Origin of the sequence: Gemmata palustris, assembly GCF_017939745.1 — a bacterium.
Lineage (GTDB): Bacteria > Planctomycetota > Planctomycetia > Gemmatales > Gemmataceae > Gemmata > Gemmata palustris.
Genome location: NZ_JAGKQQ010000001.1, coordinates 7,202,637 through 7,218,210 on the forward strand (window position 1 = coordinate 7,202,637; position 15,574 = coordinate 7,218,210).

The 15,574-nt window shown below is 64.6% G+C and carries 13 protein-coding genes; 1 reads left to right on the forward strand and 12 read right to left on the reverse strand.

Annotated features, from left to right (window positions below; genetic code table 11):
- Nucleotides 1-44: 44 nt before the first annotated feature.
- The 8 genes from pilM to J8F10_RS29880 all read right to left on the reverse strand — a co-directional run bounded on the left by pilM (nucleotide 45) and on the right by J8F10_RS29880 (nucleotide 9,742).
- Nucleotides 45-1,691 carry a type IV pilus biogenesis protein PilM gene (pilM, locus tag J8F10_RS29845; RefSeq protein ID WP_210660127.1) on the reverse strand — a complete coding sequence of 549 codons (1,647 nt, stop codon included), beginning with the start codon at nucleotides 1,689-1,691 and terminating at the stop codon, nucleotides 45-47.
- 64 nt (nucleotides 1,692-1,755) lie between these two features.
- A complete protein-coding gene (locus J8F10_RS29850; protein WP_210660128.1) occupies nucleotides 1,756-3,438 on the reverse strand; it encodes a type II secretion system minor pseudopilin in 1,683 nt (560 codons plus the stop codon).
- Nucleotides 3,435-4,625: a prepilin-type N-terminal cleavage/methylation domain-containing protein gene (locus tag J8F10_RS29855; protein ID WP_210660129.1), complete on the reverse strand. Its 1,191-nt coding sequence runs from the start codon at nucleotides 4,623-4,625 to the stop codon at nucleotides 3,435-3,437. Before J8F10_RS29855 ends, J8F10_RS29850 begins: the two co-directional genes overlap by 4 nt.
- A complete protein-coding gene (locus J8F10_RS29860; protein ID WP_210660131.1) occupies nucleotides 4,625-5,113 on the reverse strand; it encodes a type IV pilus modification PilV family protein in 489 nt (162 codons plus the stop codon). The genes J8F10_RS29855 and J8F10_RS29860 overlap by 1 nt, the downstream gene beginning before the upstream one ends.
- Nucleotides 5,113-5,649 (reverse strand): pilus assembly FimT family protein, encoded by a 537-nt coding sequence (locus J8F10_RS29865; RefSeq protein WP_210660132.1) that lies wholly within the window; start codon nucleotides 5,647-5,649, stop codon nucleotides 5,113-5,115. The genes J8F10_RS29860 and J8F10_RS29865 overlap by 1 nt, the downstream gene beginning before the upstream one ends.
- Nucleotides 5,650-5,712: 63 nt before the next feature.
- Nucleotides 5,713-6,183, reverse strand: a complete 471-nt coding sequence (locus tag J8F10_RS29870; protein WP_210662224.1) for a prepilin-type N-terminal cleavage/methylation domain-containing protein — start codon at nucleotides 6,181-6,183, stop codon at nucleotides 5,713-5,715.
- A 93-nt stretch (nucleotides 6,184-6,276) separates the two neighbouring features.
- Nucleotides 6,277-7,491 (reverse strand): type II secretion system F family protein, encoded by a 1,215-nt coding sequence (locus J8F10_RS29875; protein WP_210660133.1) that lies wholly within the window; start codon nucleotides 7,489-7,491, stop codon nucleotides 6,277-6,279.
- 484 nt (nucleotides 7,492-7,975) lie between these two features.
- The gene (locus J8F10_RS29880) at nucleotides 7,976-9,742 is read right to left on the reverse strand and encodes a GspE/PulE family protein (RefSeq protein WP_210660134.1); all 1,767 of its coding nucleotides are present in this window, start codon (nucleotides 9,740-9,742) and stop codon (nucleotides 7,976-7,978) included.
- Between the two features lie 256 nt (nucleotides 9,743-9,998).
- Between J8F10_RS29880 and J8F10_RS29885 the strand changes: the two genes are divergently transcribed.
- Complete coding sequence (locus J8F10_RS29885) at nucleotides 9,999-10,670, forward strand: Uma2 family endonuclease (RefSeq protein ID WP_210660135.1); 672 nt, start codon at nucleotides 9,999-10,001, stop codon at nucleotides 10,668-10,670.
- Here J8F10_RS29885 and queG read toward each other — a convergent pair.
- The 4 genes from queG to J8F10_RS29905 all read right to left on the reverse strand — a co-directional run bounded on the left by queG (nucleotide 10,619) and on the right by J8F10_RS29905 (nucleotide 15,554).
- Nucleotides 10,619-11,839 carry a tRNA epoxyqueuosine(34) reductase QueG gene (gene queG, locus J8F10_RS29890; protein ID WP_210660136.1) on the reverse strand — a complete coding sequence of 407 codons (1,221 nt, stop codon included), beginning with the start codon at nucleotides 11,837-11,839 and terminating at the stop codon, nucleotides 10,619-10,621. The two genes, J8F10_RS29885 and queG, sit on opposite strands and share 52 nt — an antisense overlap.
- A 47-nt stretch (nucleotides 11,840-11,886) precedes the next feature.
- On the reverse strand, nucleotides 11,887-13,533 hold the full coding sequence (locus J8F10_RS29895; protein WP_210660137.1) for an ATP-binding protein: 1,647 nt from the start codon (nucleotides 13,531-13,533) through the stop codon (nucleotides 11,887-11,889).
- Between the two features lie 66 nt (nucleotides 13,534-13,599).
- Entirely contained in the window at nucleotides 13,600-14,442 is an 843-nt protein-coding gene (locus J8F10_RS29900; RefSeq protein WP_210660138.1) for an amino acid kinase family protein, read from the reverse strand.
- Nucleotides 14,439-15,554, reverse strand: a complete 1,116-nt coding sequence (locus tag J8F10_RS29905) for a hydantoinase/oxoprolinase family protein (RefSeq protein ID WP_210660139.1) — start codon at nucleotides 15,552-15,554, stop codon at nucleotides 14,439-14,441. Before J8F10_RS29905 ends, J8F10_RS29900 begins: the two co-directional genes overlap by 4 nt.
- Between the last annotated feature and the right edge of the window lie 20 nt (nucleotides 15,555-15,574).

The following is a 15,574-nucleotide window of genomic DNA, read 5'->3' on the forward strand; positions in this document are numbered from 1 at the left end:
TCGTGGCTTGGTTGGACACCGGGAGTTACGAACGCGGCCGCCGGTCACGGGGCGGCGTCGGGCGCCTTACCTTCGGCCGGCGGGGGCGCGAGTTCGACCGGCGGGTCGGGCGCGCGCTCGGGGGCCGGGGTGAACGCCCCCCAGCTCCGCTTCGGCGGCGTGAAGTTCGGGTGGTTGGTGTACTTGTCCGGTTCGCGGTGGTTGACCTTCGTCACCAGCCCGAACCCCTGCGTGTACTTGCCCGCGCTCGCGGGGAGCGTACCGAGGAAGCTCACGGGGGAGTTCGTGTAATATTTGTTCGTGAGCGTGTTGTCGCGCTCGGTGGCGGACACCAAGTTGTTGACCGGTTTGGCGTCGGTCGCGGCGATCTTCAGCTCCACCCGGGACTGCGCCTCTTGCTTCCCGTCCTTGCCCACCGGGTACGGGGTCGCGGCCACACTCGTGAGGCGCATGTTGTCGTCGGCGGGCATCCGGGCGGCGAGGTCGTGCAGTTCGTCGAGCCACACGACTTCGCGCTTCGACCAACTGTCGATCGCGGTCGCGCGGCTCACGTCCGGCTTGCCCTTGTCCGTCTTCTCTTTCAGCTCGTCCCGCCGCTGGGTCAGTTGACCCACTCGCGCCTCGGCCGAGTTCAGCATCATGAAGCCGAAAACGGCGCCGCCGGCGAGCAGCACACCGGCCGCGACCGCGGCGACCACGAGCCGCCGCTTCGCGGGGTCGCGCGTGGTCACCGGCTGCCGGGGCGCGGCGAAGTTGATCGGGAGCGCGTCGTGGGCCTTGCCCGCGAGCAGCCCCACGGCCCCGGCAAAGCGCCCGCGGATGTGTTCGGGAACCTTCGGCAGTACGTCGGCGAGCGGGTCGTAGGAGTGGACCGGGATGCCCAGGGCCGAGGCCAACCGGCCGGTCCAGCCCGGCCCCACTTCCGCGAGGTACACCGCCTGGACCGGGTGGCCCGGGTGCTGGCCGGCGTAGACCGTGAGGTTGCGGCGCAACTGCGCGACGAGCATGTTCTCGTTCGCCAGCACGGGGCTGGGGATCGCCAAAGTCAGAATCATCTCGCCGTTGCGGACGACGGTGAACTCGCCCCCGCTCGGGCTGAGGGTGAGGGCCGCGACCGTGTCGGTCTTGTGTTCCGGCGCCGGCGCCGTGCCCGCGGCGAACGCCCGGACCAGTCCGGCGGCCACCGCGTAGGGCCGGGGGGTGACGCCCGCGAGCTTCAGCCCGGCCGCGACGCACATCGCCTGGATCGCGTGGAACACGTCCTTCCGCAACATTACCGCCATCGCCCGGCGGTCGCCGTTCGCGTCGCCGCCGTTGCCGTTGGTCAGCGGCGCGTAGTCGAGTACCACGTCGTCGGGCGACTCGGACATTTCCTTGATGGCCTGGAACTTGATGAGGGCCGGCTCCTCGTGCGCCGGCACCGGCGGGTGCTTCAGTTCCTTGAGAATGACCCGGTCGCGGCCGATCGAGACGAGGACCGGTGCGGGCGGGCCGCCGGCCGCGCGGAGCTTCGCGCGGAGGGCCTCGCCGAACGCGCGGGCGGTATCGAGCGTGAGCGCCGGGGGCGGGTCCCCGTCGTCCGCGGTCCACGCGGTCGCGTGGGTCAGCTTGACGGACCCACGCGCGCCGCCCGTGCCGGCGACGGCGTACACCCCGCTCGCTTCCAGATCGATCGCGATAAAGTTGGACACAGGTGCTCCGCTCCGAATTTCAATTCTTGGGGCCGGGCTCCACGTTCAAAACAGCGGACCCGGATTATTGGCTCGTTTTCGACGGATCGAATCCGCGGGGGTTCTCCAGGTCCGTCAGGTCGCGTATGTGGAGGAACCGCGGGGCGCCCTGGTTCGTGTCGATGACGGCCTCCATGCGGGCCACCGGTCCGCTGCCGCCCTCGAAGTACCCGATCGACTGCACGCGGTACACCATCGCGCTGCCCGTCACGTACTTTTCCATTTGCTGGAACGTGCTCGACGGAATGTTCGCGGTCGTAATCAGCCACGCGCCCGAGACGGTCGCGGCGTCGCCCGGTACCTGATCGGCGCGCGTGTTGATGATCGTGTCCACGTACCCCTCGGTCATGCCCGGGATCCCCAGGAGCACCTCGCGCGGCGCGGTGTTCACGTTGATCCGGGGGATCATTTCGACGTCCTTCGTCACCGTGGTCTTGTCCATCAGCGAGCCGAGCAACTCGTTGCGCTTGCTGGCGTCGAGCAGGGGCGAGAACGCGACCACGTCGAGATCTTCTGCCTTGGCGTCCTTTGCGCGGGGGAGCGTGATCCGCGTGTTAATCAGATCGAAGATCGAGTTCACCTTGTTCTTGCCCGTCCAACCGTTCGATTCGCCCTTGGTCTGAACCGCGTCTTGGAGTTGGGCGAGTGTTGCGGTGGTCACGGGCGTTTGCTTGGGCTGGGTAGAGGTGAGGGTCACCGTCACGGTCCCAGCCGTCACGGTACTCCCCGAGCCGCTGCTCATTGAGACTGGCGTCGTTGTCGTTGTGGTGGTTTGGAGGTTTCCGCTGGCGTCCGTTTTGGTCGCGGTGAACATCTTGTACGCGACGATGTACGTCGCCAGTTCGTCCCCGATCAACTGGGTGAGTTGCGGCAGCAGCGTGTCCAGTTCGCCGTTGAGGTACGCCCGCACGGTACCGGTCGAGTCCACGTTCAGTTCGCGCCCGTAGACAGTCAGGAAGTCGGACCAGCCGAGGTCCGGGGTTCCGCTCTCGCCGTCGTCGAACACGCCGTTGCGGTTCCGGTCGCCGCCGTAGAGCAGGTCCGGTGTCACGCCCCGGACGAACAGCAACTCGTCGAGCGAGTTGAGCGGGCCGTTCTTCGCCTTGTACGGGTTCGAGAGCGACTGGTACTCCGAGGATTCAGCGCCGCTGGCCCGCGGGACGTCGTCCGCGTCCACCCAGTCCACGATCGCGTCGGCGATGTCCGCGGTCATGTTGGGGAGCTGCATGAGCGCGTTGTAAAGCAAGTTGCCGGTGGGGTCGAGCGCCATCATGCTGTTGATGTTGATCTTGCCGCCCTCGTCGATCGCCCCGAACCGTTGCTCGTAAGTGCCCCCGTCCAGGCGGGCCACGGAGCGCACGTCGAAGTACGCGCTCTTGCGGCTGCTCCCGCCGGCTGCTGGTACTTCGATGCGCTCGAAAATGGTCGAGTTGTCGAACGGGTTGCTGTCGAGTTCCTCACTGAACGTGGTACGGTCGGAGAGCACCGCGGCGGCGTAGTGCAGCCCGGAAACGGCCGCGAGTTTGACCTGCGCGTCGTCGTTGGCCCGGGCGCTGGCCCGCGCTTCCGCCGACATCGCCGCAGTGAACCGGTACGCGACGAGCGACAGGACGACGATGACGATGAGCACGGCGAAAATAACGTACCCGCCGCGCCGCGAAGACTCGCGCTTGTCTCCTAATGGGTAGGAGGTCAGGTGCAGCTTCATTTCCCGCCTCCACTCTTGCCGCCGGTTGAGCCGCCCATGCTTCCTCCGGTGGTTGTTCCTGTGCTCGGTCGCGTTCCACCCGTGGACGGTGTCGTTGTGCCGCCCGAGCCCCCGGAGCTGTTTCCCCCGGTCGTGCCGGAGCCGGTGCTCGGCTGTGTTCCGCCCGTGGACGGTGTCGTCGTACCGCCCGTGGTTCCGCTCGTTGTCGTGTCGGTCGCGCCGTCGATCGGGGGTTCGATGAACGTCGGGGTGTTCGTGCCGGGCGCGGCCCGCACCGCGATCACCTGCGTCAAACGCTTCTCAACGGTCTCGTTGCTCTTCCCGGTGGGGATCTTGAGCACGAGCGTGACGCGGATCGCGCGGGGCGGGCCGAGCGGGGTCACGCCGTCCGGCCCGGGCACCGTGCCGTCCCACTCCGTGGTCCAGGCCGATCCGTCGGTGTACTCGAAGGACACGTCCGAAACTTCCTCCGCAACGAGCACCGCATCGGCCGCTTCGGGGTCGGGGTCGAGCGAGTTGCGCACCCCGTCGGCGGTCACCCACGGGCGCTCTTGCCGGTACAGCCCGCCACTGGGACCGAGCCAGTAAATGATCTGGCGCTGGTCGGCGCGGATCTGGTCGCCGGGGTTACCGAACCGCCCGAACGCCTCCGGCACGCGCCCCGCGAAGACCACGATCTGCTTCTCCGTTCCCGACACGCCGCCCTGGAACGAGAAGTCCGCGGCCCCGGCATTGGGATTATCGGTTTCACTGTCTGTCGAAGTCGTCGTTGTCGGGGTCGTTGTGGTACTCGGCGTGGTCGTGGAGCCGGTACTCGTTGCCGGAGTGGTAGAACCGCCAGAACCAGTTGCAGTGCCGGTGACGGTTGGTGTGGTTGTGCCCCCGGTGCTGGGCGTGGTTGCGCTCGAGGTGGCCGTGGTGCTCGCGGCCGGGAGCGGGTTCCCACCGGACCGCGGCGGGAGCGGCGCGAGTGTGCCGCTCAGGTCCACGGTCATCTTGTTGAAGATCCCGCGCGACAGGTCTTCGACCTCGCTCGCGTCGCGGCTGGTCTGCGTTTGCCGCAGCGTCACGGACATCGCAAGGTATAGTGCGGCGAGCAGCAGACTGGCGATCAGGGTGGCGAGGAGGATTTCGAGGAGCGTGAACCCGGCCCGGCGGGTGGAGCGGGCGCGTCGAGAGCGGAGCATCACGGCGTCGTTCCTCCCGTTCCGGTCGTGGTGCCGGATGTGGTACCGGTCGTCGAGTCGGTGGCCGTGGATTCCGCCGGGGGGCGCTCGGCTTGCGCCGCGGACCCCATCACAGTCGGGTCGAAGATCATCTGCGTCAGCACGATTTCGTAGGGCAGGCCCTTGAGATCGCGGGAGACGCGGACGGTCACGGTGTACAGGTTCGGGGGGCCGGCCGGTTCCGGGGTGACCGTGAACTTCCAGGCCGCGTCGTCGCCCTCGAAATCGCCAGACGATTCGCTGGTGAGGCTCACGACCCCGGCCTCGACCTCGACCATCTTGCCCTGCGCCAATCGCGTCCCGCGGGTCGCGGCGCGGGCCTGGTTCCCCTGGTCGGTACCCAGGTCGACTAACTGGCTGATGGCGGCGAGAGAAATAATCAGGATCGTCAGCGCGAGTATGACTTCGATCAGCGAGAGCCCGTGGCGTGGGGGCGTGCGGAGGAGCATCAGCGAGCCTCCGTACCGGCGGGCAGCACACGGGACGTACCCGTCAGCCCGCGGATCTGGATGCGAAGCGGTGAACCGCTGTCTTCTCGCACTCCAACGATAATGTTGTCATCCAGGCAGGTGCCGTTGGGCAGTACGACAGCGATCGTCGTCCACCCGTTGCCGGAATCGGACGCCGCGGACGGGTCCGAGAGGAGCTCCGCGGTGACGTAGTCGAACGCATACTCAACGACGGCCGCGCCCCCGTCGGCGTGTTCAAAGGCGGCGGTCTCGGCGAATTCCGGCCCGTCCGGGGCGCGCCGGATGCGTGTTCCGTTAGCCCCGATTGCGATCCGGTACGGGCGCGATTCGAGCATCGCCCGGCCGCGAGCCGTGGCCAGTTCCCCGCGAATCACATCGGCCGCGGCCCGCGGCCGCGAGTCACCGCGGAAGGCACCGATGCTGGGCAGCACGACGGCCGCCAACAGCAGAAGGATCGCCATGACGACGAGTACTTCAACCAGGGTGAATCCGCGGCGGGTGGAGCGGGTGAGCACGGCCGACCCTCAGGCGACGCGCGGACCGCCTCGGTCCGCACGGAACGGGAACGAACGTAAGGGCTAGTTCCGGGGCTCGGAGTTCGGCCCGACCCCGTACTGGCTGATTCGCGTGTTTGCGGCGTCCGGGGCGTGCGTGAAAACGAACACGTATGCCGTCCCGTCCGTTCGCGAGCGCCGCTCGAACTGGTACGGCTTGCCCCACGGGTCGATCGTGTTCGACTGACCGTCTTTCAGGAACGATGCTGCGCCCCACGGCGGCTGGTACAGGTCGGTGATGCTCGTCGGCATCTTCTCTTCGTCGGTGAGACCCGGGTTGGAGGTGCTCAACTGGTACGACTCGATGGCCGTTTCGATGCTCTTGCACCCGAGTTGGGCCTTACCCTTCTTCGCTTCTTCGATCTGCTTCGGGACGGCGACCGCCGCGATGGTCGCCAGAATCACGAGAATCGCGACCACCACCAGCACTTCGATCAGGGTGAACGCGGAGCGCCGGCGGGTTGCCGGAGAGAGGCGGGTTGTTGCGAGCATCATGGGTCGGAACCTCTTACGTGGGCGAACAGGAAGCGTGGATGCAGTCAGTATAACTCGGCGGGCGGTTAACCCGCCATGAGAGACGTAACTTCTTCAACTGAGCGTATTACTGATCTTGAATACGGGCATCAGTAAGCCGACCGCGATGGTGCCGACCACCACCGCCATGAACAGCAGCATGATCGGCTCCAGCAGTTTGACCATGAGTTCGAGGTTGCGGGCGGTCCGCTTGTCCAGCCCGTCGGCGACGTCGATCAGCACCTTTTCCAGGCTGTTCGCCTCTTCCGCGATGGTAATCATTTCCACGATGTCGGTCGGGAAGTGGCCGCTCTTGCGGAGCGGGTCGGCCAACTTTTGCCCGGCGGTCACGTTCTCCGCCGCTTGCTCGACGGCCGCGGCCAGCACCTTGTTGCCGGTCGAGTCCTTGGAGATGTGCAGCGACTTGAGGAGTGGGATGCCGTTGTGGAGCATCGTCCCCAGGATGCGGCAGAACCGCGATAGCGCCAGACCCATGAACACCGGCCCGAACAGCGGCAGCCGAATTTTGAGCTTGTCCACAATCAGCCGCCCGTTCGGGGTCTGCGACCACGTGCGGAACCCGATTCCCAGTGCGATCACCGCACCCAACATCAGCCACCAGTAGCCCTGAAGCGTGTGGCTAATCCAGAGCAGCAGGGTGGTGATGTCGGGCATCTCGCCCTTTTCCTTCAGCTTCTCGAAAATCGACTCGAACTTGGGAACGAAGAACACCATCAGCACGGCGACCACGCCGAAGCCGGCAAAAGCCAGGAACACTGGGTACGCGAGCGAGCCGACGACCTTTGCCTTCAAGTCCTCTTGGTGCTCGACGAACGCGGCGATGCGCTTGAGCACGTCTTCAAGGAACCCGCCCTCCTGACCGGCGCGGACCATGCTGACGGCGAGTTCGTTAAACACTTTGGGGTGGAACGCCATCGCCTGGGCCAACCCGGTACCGTCGGCGACGCGGGCGCGGATGTCGCGCAGCACCGACTGGAGCGCGCGGTTGGTGCTCTGGCGCTCGAGCAGTTCGAGCGACCGCAGCAGCGGTACGCCGGAGTGGAGCAGGTCCGCGAGTTGCGAGAACAGTGTGGCGGTCGCGCGCCCGCTGACGCGCCCGCCGAACAGTCCGCCGGCGCTGGACGCTTGCGTCTTGGCGCGCCCGATCTTCAGCGGAAATAGCCCGCGCCCGTCGAGGATCAGGGCCGCTTCGCGTTCGCTGCTGGCCGTGAGCGTCCCAGTGGACTTGGTCCCGGTGCGGGCGAGTGCTTCAAACGTGAAGTCGGGCATGGTAGCGCTCGGTGCTCGGTTTGTTCCGGTGAAACGACGACTTCAGGCCTTGGCACTCACGACCGATTACTGGCTCGCGACGACGCGGGGCAACTAACTTGATGGCTTATATGATCTTGCGTCGCCCGGGCTAACAATTGCTAACATTTTGGGGCGTTGCGGCGGGGTATTGGGTGGGAAATCGTCCTAACTACTGAAATTTCTGTTCCTTGCAGCCGCTGCGCACGACATCTGCCCCGCGCCGAACACTAACATTGGCTAACATTTTCGCGATTCTCGGCTCACTTTCGGCTCACTTCCGGTCTCGAAACGCCCACCCGAATCTCTTGCGGTTCGCAATTGGACAGTTGGTTCCTCAACTGCGAACTACTATTTTAGTGTACGGGCTATCACGTTGTCAGCTCGGAATCCATCCTGCGGGCGCGCGGTACAAAGGGCGCCGGTTCGGTGCCGCATTGCCTCAATGAACTAAACGCCAAAGCCGTTAGCTAATGTCGCCGGCGGTCGTGCGGTTCACTTCGTCGATGGTGGTGCTGCCGTTGAGCACCTTGCGCCAGCCGTCCTGACGGAGCGTAATCATGCCGGCCTTGAGTGCTTCCAGGCGGATCACGCCGGCGTTCACGCGCTGGACGACCAGGTCCTTCATTACCTCATTGTTGATGAGCAGCTCGTGAATCCCGGTCCGCCCGCGGTACCCGCCCTGGCGACACGCCCGGCACCCCGTCCCCTTCCACAATTTGCCGTCGTTCGCGGCGCCGGCGGCCATCATCTCCACCACGCCCTGCTGGATCGCGATGTCCGGGGCGGGTTTCACGGACCCCGTGCGCCCCGGGAAGTCGAGCGGCACCGAGTCCGGGTCGGGGACGTACTCGGTCTTGCAGTCGGGGCAGATCGTGCGCACGAGGCGCTGGGCCATGACGCCCTCGACCGTGCTCGAGACGAGGAACGGCTCGACGCCCATGTCGATCATTCGCGTGAAGGCGCTGGGGGCGTCGTTGGTGTGCAGCGTGCTGAACACCATGTGCCCGGTGAGCGACGCCTGGATCGCCATTTCCGCGGTTTCTTTGTCGCGGATTTCGCCGACGAGGATCACGTCCGGGTCGTGACGCAGGATCGACCGCAGGGCGTGGCCGAACGTGAGGCCGATCTTCGCGTGCGTCTGGATCTGCGAGATCCCGTCCTGGTTGTACTCGACCGGGTCTTCCACCGTGATGATCTTGGTGACTTCGTCCTTGATCTCGTTGAGCGCCGAATAGAGCGTGGTGGACTTACCCGAACCGGTCGGGCCGGTGACGAGAACAATGCCGTGGGGCCGGTCGATGAGTTGCTTGAACGTGCCGTAGATGTCCGGCAACATGCCGCACGATTTGAGGCTGAACGCCATGCGGCCCTTGTCGAGCAGACGCATGACGATGCCCTCGCCGTGGATCATCGGGATGATCGACACGCGGACGTCGATCTCGCGCCCCTGCACCTTCATCTTGATGCGCCCGTCCTGCGGGAGGCGCTTCTCGGCGATGTTGAGGCGGGCCATGATCTTGATGCGGCTGACGATCGCCAGTGCGAACCGGTTGATCTCCGGGGGCAGGTTCTGGAGCTGGAGCAGGCCGTCGATCCGGTACCGGATGCGGATGCCCTTTTCTTCGGTCTCGACGTGAATGTCGGACGCGCGCTCGTTGGCCGCTTCGACGAGGATCTGGTTCACGAGCTTGACGACGGACGCCTCTTGCGCCGCCTTCGCCATCTCGCTGTCGTCGGTTTCCAGGGCCTCGAGCAGTTCAACGTCTTCGTTCTTGGCCTCTTCCGCCAGCGCCGCGACGGTGTCACCGCCGACGCCGAAGTGTTGCTTGATGAGCCGGGTGATTTCGCGCGCCGGGGCGAGAACCGGCATCACGTGCAGGCCGGTGAGCGTCTGGAGTTCGTCGAGCGCGTACACGTCGAACGGGTCGCCGGTCGCGACGACGAGCGTGCCGTTGTGCCGGGCGACCGGCAGCAGGTTCTTGCGGTGAACCAGCTTCTGCGGCATCGCGGAGAGCACGTCCGGGGCGATCTTCGCGTGCGACAGGTCGATGAGTTCGAGGCCGAACTCTTCGGCCAGGACCGGCAGGATCGCGTCCTCGCGGACGAACCCTTTGTCGATGAGGATCTGGTGCGGGGGGATGTCGGGGTTGGCCTTGATGGTCTCCGCGGCGCGGGCGCGGTCGGTTTCGTTGAGCAGTCCGCGGGCGGTGAGCGTTTGGATCAGTTGCATTGTGGCCCCGTACCTTAGCTCAGCTTGTGTTGCTGTACCGCGGCTGTGGTGGTCGTACCTGTGGCGAGTCGGAGGTGTTTCGTAGAGTACCTGATTTTACGATCCAAGATATGAGAACCTGCTGAAACCGGGCAATCTGTGCGGGCTTACAATCGGCGCATTCGTCCGGCGAGGTTTATGCGCAAGTCGGGTGGTATTATCCGCAAAGACCTTAAACGCGAAGGTGCCCGACCCGCGACCAGAATATGAGAAATGTATGGAAATGATACTCGCGATTGGGAGGCGGAAGGTGGTGGTGCCCGCGTGGGTGGCGGACTTTGAATCCTTTCGGCACTGGTCGCACTCGGCCGAATTTCCCGAAGAGGGGCGGATCTGCCTTATCAACGGAAAAGTGTGGATGGACCTGAGCATGGAGGAGTTCTCAAGTCACAACGTCGTCCGCACGGAACTCGGTCGTGTGCTGGCGAATCTGATGAAGGAAACGAAATTCGGGCGGTTCGTGTCGGAAGGGATGCGATTCGGACACTTGGGGACGCAGTTGTCTACCGAACCGGACGGGATGATCGTTTCGCACGAGACACTGCGCGACGGGCGCGTGGAATTGGTCGGTGGGGACACGGGGACGCAGACCGAACTGGTCGGTTCGCTGGAAGTCGTCATTGAGATCGTCAGCGAGAGTTCGGAAGTCAAAGACACGGAATGGACGATGACCGCGTACTTTGACGCTGACGTACAAGAGTATTGGGTCGTTGACGCGCGCGACGAGGACGATATCCGGTTCGATATTTACAAGCGCGGGAAGAAGGAATACCTCGCCGTGCGCAAGGCCGGTGGGTGGACGAAATCGGCCGCATTGGGCAAATCGTTTCGACTCACTCAATCCGAGGGCGCGGACGGCAATCCCGATTTCACACTCGAAGTGCGCTGATGAATGCGTTCGATGGCCCAGCGCGCCGCGTCGCGGATCACGTCCTCGGAATCGGTGAGTGCCTTTTCCAGTGCCGGCAACGCGCGTTCATCACCGACATTCCCCAACACGATTGCCGCGTTGCGCAACAGACCGGCCCGGCGGTTCCGCCAGAACGACGTCTTCTTGAAGCGCACGCGGAACGTATCGGTATCGAGGCCGAGTAGTTCCGCCGGGTCGAGCCACGCCAAATCCGGGTCGTGTGGGAACGCCGGGGAGCGATTGCCGGCGTTACGGTTCCACGGGCACACGTCCTGGCACACGTCGCAGCCGTACAGCCAGTTCCCCACTGGTTCCCGGAGTTCGACGGGAATATCCGAACGCAACTCGATGGTCAGGTAGCTGATGCACTTGGTCGCGTTGAGCACGAACGGCTCTACAAATGCCTGTGTCGGGCACGCATCGAGGCACGCCGTACACGTGCCGCAGTGCGAAGATGTTGAGGGCGAATCTGGTTCGAGTTCGAGATCCGTGAGGACCGCACCGAGGAAGAAGAAGCTCCCGCGTCGCGTGTTGATGAGCATCGTGTTCTTGCCGACCCACCCCAAACCGGCGCGCCGGGCGAAGTCGCGTTCGAGGAGCGGCGCGGTATCTGCGACCGCTTCCGTTCGGCAGCCGGGCACTTCGGCTTCAAGCCACGCCGCGAGCGCGTTGAGGCGGTCCCAGATGAACCGGTGGTAGTCGGGGCCGGCGGCGTAAGCCGCGACGCGGGCGAGGGGCGAGGGCTGCAACCCCTCCCCAACCCCTCCCCTAAGCGGAGAGGGGCTTAAAACCGTTGCGGATTGCGTGATGTCTGTTGTGTTTGGTTCTGTCCCCCCTTCCTTCTTAGGGAAGGGGGTTAGGGGGGTAGGTTCCTCCCCTCTCCCGTACTCCATTCCCACCATCAGCACGCTGCGCACGCCCTCCAGGATGCTGCGCGGGTTCTGGCGCTCGGCGCGGAATTTAGGCAGGTAAGACATTTCACCCGCGAATCCGCGCTCGAGCCACGCGCCAAAGCGCGCGAACCCGTCCGCGTCGGTCGCGGGCGCGATGCCCGCGAGCGCGAAGCCGAGTTCACGGGCGTGCTCTTTGAGGCGATCGGAGAGAGACGTGTTTGGCGCGTCGCGTTGGGTGCTTCGTTGGTGATTCACACCTTCATCATGGTGAAGACGGGGACGAAGGTGCAGCCCAAAAGTGCCTAGTCCATGCGTACTTTGGCACCGAAGTCCTTCTTCTCGGCGCTGATGAAGTAGGTGGCGCAGGCGGCGTCGATGAGGTCCGGGCTGAAGTTCACGCGCTCCATGTTGTACTTCGCGATCGACATCATCTGGTCGAGGATGTCGCGCGGCTGGCACATGCGGAACGGGCGCCCGCTCGGGCGGTACCACTTCTGAACCAGGTAGTCCACGCCGCGCGAATCGAACTCGACGCGCTTGCTCCGGCACACCAGCTCCCAGATCTTACGGTACTGGGCCTCGTCCGGGTCGCGGATCTCGATCTTGAACTTGATCCGGCGCAAGAACGCTTCGTCCGCGAGCTGGTGCGGGTCCAGGTTCGTGCTGAAGATGAGCAACTGGTCGAACGGCACTTCCACCTTCGTGCCGTTGACGGTATTCAGGTAGTCGTACTTCTTCTCCAGCGGCACGATCCACCGGTTGAGCAGGTCCATCGCGCGCACCTGCTGGCGCCCGAAGTCGTCGATCATGAAGATGCCGCCGTTGGCCTTCATCTGGAGCGGCGCTTCGTAGAACTTGCCCACGCTGTTGTACTTCAGGTCGAGCATCGGCATCGTGAGCTCGCCGCCGACCACGATCGTCGGGCGCTTCACCTTGATGAACCGCTGGTCGAACTGCACCCCGCGCTTCAGCACGGTTTCGGTCACGTCGTGGTGGTCGTCGTCCTGGATCACGGTGTGCTGGATCGGGTCGAACACCTTGATGATCTGGCCGTTGGCCTCGACCGCGTGCGGGACGTAGATGGCGTCGCCCATGAGCCGGGTGATGCGCTCGGCGACGCTCGTTTTCCCGTTGCCCGGGTAGCCGAAGAAGAAGATCGACTGGGCGGAGTTGATCGCGGGGCCGATCTCGTTGAACGACTCGTCCGTGATGATGAGGTCTTCAAACGCCCGGCGGATGCTGCGGCGCGTGACGATAAGGCGCTTGATGGTTTGGGCCATCACGGACTCGACGTAGTCCGCGAACGGTACCGGGGCCGGGCCGACGTAGCTGGTCTTGTCGAGCGCGTCGCGGAGCGCGTCTTCGCCCTTGGGCGGCTTGATCGCGTAGACGAAGCTGGCGTCGCCGCTGTTGCCGCGCTGGGCCACGATGTCGATGAGCGACTGTTTCCGCATCGCCTGGAACACGGGATTCACGATCGGGAACGGAACGGCCATCGAGTTGGCGAGTTCGCCGCCCGTAATCTGCCCGCGGGTGTAAATCGTCCGCATCGCCAGGTCGAAGATGAACGGCAACTCGAGCCCGAGGTCTTCCCACCGACTCGGTACGCGCGGGATGTAAGAGTTCCCCGTGAGCGGCATCCCCTCTTCGTCTGTTGGCGGCGCATCTCCCAGGAGCGTAACGTCTTCGGTCAGTGTGCCCGTGCGCTCCGCGTCTGCGAGCAGGGCCTCGAAGTGCAGTTTGTGGAGCCGCAGGTGCGCAATAGCTTCCTGGTCGTCCTTGGCTTCGGCTTCGGCGAGGCAATCAATGACCGCGGGCGCGACCGCGTACTTCACCCCGTCGATGTACATGTGGTGCAGATATTCGCCGGGCCGGACGAAACAGTCCGGGGTGTGATCCGGCACGGCGATCATCTGCTGATAGAACTCGTTCGCAATAATGAACCGCATGGCGCGTGAGTTCCCGTGTTCGAGCGGCGAGCGTTATTCGCGCCAAGCATAGAACACGCATTCAGGTCAGGCGCGAGCGTGAAGTCTGGAACGGAAATTCACGACCTCAATGGGGCACGCAAGTGCTTTAGCGATCTGGGGAAAGTGCGTATCGACCCAGCCATTAGCCGAGGCAAACTCCCACGGTGTACCGGGCGGGACGTCTACCGATTTGAGGAGGACGAGCCGTTCGGCGCGGAGGACCAGTGCGGCGCGCGCGGCGATGGAATCAGTCGTCACGCTCCAGGAGTGAGGAAGGGCGCCGGGGCACCCCTCGTCTTCGAGCGCGAAGGTGAAGCAATCGAGACAACCTACTTTCCCCGCTCCCCTCGCTAAAGGGAAGGGGGGGGGAACCACCCGCTCGTTAACACTCGCGGTTCGCCCAGAGGCGCCCAATACCTGCTCCCCCTTCCCTAACAGGAGGGGGTTGCAGGGGGAACCCGCAGGGGGTTCCCCCTCACCAGAAGCGAGGGGGGCGGGGGGAGGAGGTTCTGAAAACAACCCCTCCCCAACCCCTCCCCTAAGCGGAGAGGGGCTTAAAACCGTCGCGGATTGCGTGATGTCTGTTGTGTTTGGTTCTGTCCCCCCTTCCTTCTTAGGGAAGGGGGTTAGGGGGTTAGGTTCTTCGCGACTTCCCACCAGTCGCTCCAAAAACGTCCGCGTCACACTCAGCGATTGCAGTGCGAGCCAGTGCGCGGCTTCTTCGCCCAATCCGTGCGTGCGGTCCAGTTTCCGCACGGCGTCCGCGACCGGCCCGCCACCGGGGACGAGCAACACCTCTGCCGGCCCGAGCGATTCAATGAACGCGCGGAGCGCTGGCCCGAGGGCCGCGGAGTCGAAGAGGCTCCCGCCGACCTTCACGACGATCATCGCCGGCGCTCCGTCGCTAGCACCGCGACCGCGTAGGCCGGCGCACAGGCGGAGGCGTCGGGGCCGAGTGTGTCGTTGAGGGATGTGTGGTGGGGGGCGCCGATAGCTTGTTGCGCGAGGAACTCGCCGGAACCGGATACGATGTAGGCGACATCTTCAGATGGCGTCAATTCGGCGAGCCGCGCCGCTAACTCCCGATCGAGTACGCGCCGCCGGAACACGCCGACGCGGGCCAGAAAGTTGGTCAGCGACCACTGCGGCGTCGCCCGCTCAGGGGCCGCACCTGCTTGCCGAGCTTTCAGGAAACCACTGACGTCAGCGATGCACTCCCGGAGCCGCGCGAGTTGGCTGTCACGAGCACCTTGCACGAGGGTGTCGGTAATATCAGTTGGAATCGTTTCGAGATCGGCACCACACATTCGTGCGAGCCGGGCGGCGGCATATTTTCGCGTTGCAGGGCGACTGTCGGCGGTATCGTGGTCGTTGGGGTCTTCCGGAATGTTGCCCAGCATCACGTACACGTCGAGCGTGGTGGCGAACAGTTCTGCCGCCGTCAGCCACGGCAGGATTGCGCACACCGGTGTTCGGCGGACGCCGGTGTAAACCAGTTCGCCGCTAAAGAGGCGATCATAATCCGTCTTGCCGACCGGCACCGGCTTGCCGTCCATAATCGGAATGATGTCCGTTGTTGTGGAACCCACATCGACGAGGATCGCCCGGCCCTTGGGAACGTACTGCCCCGCGAAGGTCGCGAGTGCGTGCCAGTTCGCCGCGGCGACCTTCATGTGATTCTGCTTCGCTTCCTCCGAATTCAGGAACGCGCCGTCCGTGCTCCACACATTGATCGCGCGCCCGCCACTCGCACGCCGCACGGCCGCGATGATCGCGTGAACGCCGTCGCGCTTCGTCTCGAAACAGTCGCACAACTCGCCGGTCATCGTTACGGCCAGTTCCTCGACATCCGGGAACTTCGCCACAAGTTCGGCGAGAGCGGTCGGCAGCTTGTCCGGTTGCTTCCATAACGGGAACGGCACCGACACGGCGCGTTTATCCGCGGTTGCGGCCTTCAGATTCGCCCCGCCGATGTCGAGTCCTAAGATTGACGTTGCCATGCGGCTCAGAATACCGTCGC